General features: G+C 57.9%; 4 protein-coding genes. 1 reads left to right on the top strand and 3 read right to left on the bottom strand.

Annotated elements, in window-relative coordinates; all coding sequences use genetic code 11:
• The 3 genes from modB to PFH44_RS26895 all read right to left on the bottom strand — a co-directional run.
• Window positions 1-449, bottom strand: a 449-nt coding sequence (gene modB / locus PFH44_RS26905; protein WP_283826738.1) for a molybdate ABC transporter permease subunit, incomplete at its 3' end; no start/stop codon positions are given.
• Window positions 446-1,222, bottom strand: coding sequence for a molybdate ABC transporter substrate-binding protein (gene modA / locus PFH44_RS26900; protein ID WP_283826737.1), 777 nt, complete (start codon window positions 1,220-1,222; stop codon window positions 446-448). The genes modA and modB, both read right to left, overlap by 4 nt.
• A 139-nt stretch (window positions 1,223-1,361) precedes the next feature.
• Window positions 1,362-1,511 (bottom strand): AcrZ family multidrug efflux pump-associated protein, encoded by a 150-nt coding sequence (locus PFH44_RS26895; protein WP_045854518.1) that lies wholly within the window; start codon window positions 1,509-1,511, stop codon window positions 1,362-1,364.
• A gap of 152 nt (window positions 1,512-1,663) precedes the next feature.
• Between PFH44_RS26895 and modE the strand changes: the two genes are divergently transcribed.
• On the top strand, window positions 1,664-2,246 hold a 583-nt coding region (gene modE, locus PFH44_RS26890), incomplete at its 3' end, for a molybdenum-dependent transcriptional regulator (protein ID WP_283826736.1).

The raw sequence follows: 2,246 nt of genomic DNA, 5'->3' as shown, positions 1-2,246 counted from the left end.
ATAATGCCCGGCAGCGTCAGCGGCAGGGTGATGGTAAAGAACACCCGCCAGCGCCCGGCGCCCAGGGTGCGCGCCGCCTGCTCCAGCTTGATATCGACCCCTTCAAGCGCCAGACGAATCGCCCGTACCATTAAGGGAAACGACATCACCGCCGCCGCCAGCACCGCGCCGCGCCAGCTAAAAGCAAACGTCAGGCCAAACCAGTCGTACAGCCAGCTGCCGATAAACCCGCGCCTGCCCATTGCAATCAGCAGCAGGTAGCCAACCACCACCGGCGGCAGCACCAGCGGCAGGTGGAGAAGGCTGTCGAGCAGCGCTTTTCCGGGGAAGCTGCGCCTGACCAGCAGCCAGGAAAAGAAGATCCCGAAAGGTAAGCTAAACACCACCGCCAGGGATGATACTTTGAGGCTCAGCAGCACCGCCTGCCATTCGGGATCGCTTAAAATCATTGGCGCGTAGTAAATCCGTATTGTTTGAAGATGGCTGACGCCTCAGGCCCTTTCAGGTAGTCATAGAATGCGCTGACGGTTGCATTTTTATGTCCATCAACGATAGCCAGCGGATACTCAACCTTCTTATGCGAATCTTCCGGGAAGGTGCCCACGACTTTAACCCCTTTGCTGGCAACCGCATCCGAGCCGTAAACAATGCCCAGCGGCGCTTCGTCACGTTCAACCAGCGCCAGCGCCCCGCGCACGTCTTCCGCCGGAGCCAGCTTCGCTGACAGGGTGTCCCACGCGCCCAGCTTCTGCAGCGCTTCTTTAGCATAGATCCCGGCCGGCACGTGCTCCGGATCGCCCACCGCCAGACGGCCGCCCTTCAGCAGGCTGGTCCAGTCGGTTTTGCTGCTGATGGTAATATCGCCCTGCGCGCTGGCCTTAGGCGCAACGACGACCAGGCTGTTTCCCAGCAGCGTTGCGCGCGTGGCGGTATCAATCGCTTTTTTCTCGACTGCGTAATCCATCCACTTCTGGTCCGCGGAGATAAACAGGTCAGCAGGCGCGCCCGCTTCAATTTGCCGTGCCAGCGTTGAAGAGGAGGCGAAGGATGAAACCACATCAACCTTTTTCTCCTGCTTATAGGCCTTCGCGATATCCTGCATCGCGTTGGTTAATGAAGCCGCCGCGAAGACCGTTATCTTTCCCTCTTCTGCCAGCGCGTGTCCAGCAACGGAGAGCGTTAGCGTTGCCCCAACAAAAAGACGTAACCATTGACGTGCCATCTGAAACTCCTGTGCGTGCGTTATGTAGGGGCTAATATAACGACAAGATTGGGGTTTTCCCAGCGCGAATTGGTGGTAACCAGATGAGGATCAAAAGGAAGGGATAAAAAAACGCCCGGAGGAACCGGGCGTCAGGAAATCAGCTTTTTTGCTGGCCGCGATCTTTATGACCGACGCCGGAGAAGATGTTGAACACTTCGCCCAGACCGTAAATCAGACCGAGGATGATAGCCATCACCACCGGGACCATGACCACGGCAAAAACCAGACTTTTCAATAGCTCTAACATAGTGGGCTCCAGAAAGTACGAATGCTTAAGTGTAACCGTTTCAGCAGGAAAAACACGCCCCATTTGTGCGATGCCTCACCGACTGCCGCCAGAGAACTATCTTGCAAGATGCCCGCTATCGGTCACAATACTCTTTTTGCCAGGATATTATTATGCAGGCCGAAATTCTCCTCACCCTGAAATTACAGCAGCGCCTGTTCGCCGACCCTCGCCGCATCTCCCTGCTAAAGCAGATTGACCAGACGGGTTCCATTAGCCAGGGCGCGAAAAATGCCGGCATCAGCTATAAAAGCGCGTGGGATGCCATTAACGAAATGAATCAGCTTAGCGAGCAGGCGCTGGTTGACCGCGCCACCGGCGGTAAAGGCGGCGGCGGCGCGGTGCTGACCCGCTACGGCCAGCGGCTGATCCAGCTTTACGACCTGCTGGCGCAGATTCAACAGAAAGCGTTTGACGTCCTGAGCGACGACGACGCGCTGCCCCTCGACAGCCTGCTCGCCGCTATCTCCCGCTTCTCCCTGCAAACCAGCGCCCGTAACCAGTGGTTTGGCACCATCACCGGCCGCGACCATCAGCAGGTGCAGCAGCACGTTGAGGTTTTGCTGGCCGACGGCCAAACCCGCTTTAAAGTCGCGATCACCGCCCAAAGCGCCGAACGACTCGGCCTGGATGAAGGCCAGGAGGTGCTGGTGTTGCTGAAAGCGCCGTGGGTCGGTATGACCCTGGACCCGGCGG

The organism is Klebsiella sp. Ech2A, from assembly GCF_030078455.1.
Classification (GTDB): domain Bacteria; phylum Pseudomonadota; class Gammaproteobacteria; order Enterobacterales; family Enterobacteriaceae; genus Klebsiella; species Klebsiella terrigena.
The sequence above is the reverse complement of the archived record's forward strand: the minus strand, read 5'-3'. Positions and strand labels throughout refer to the sequence as shown.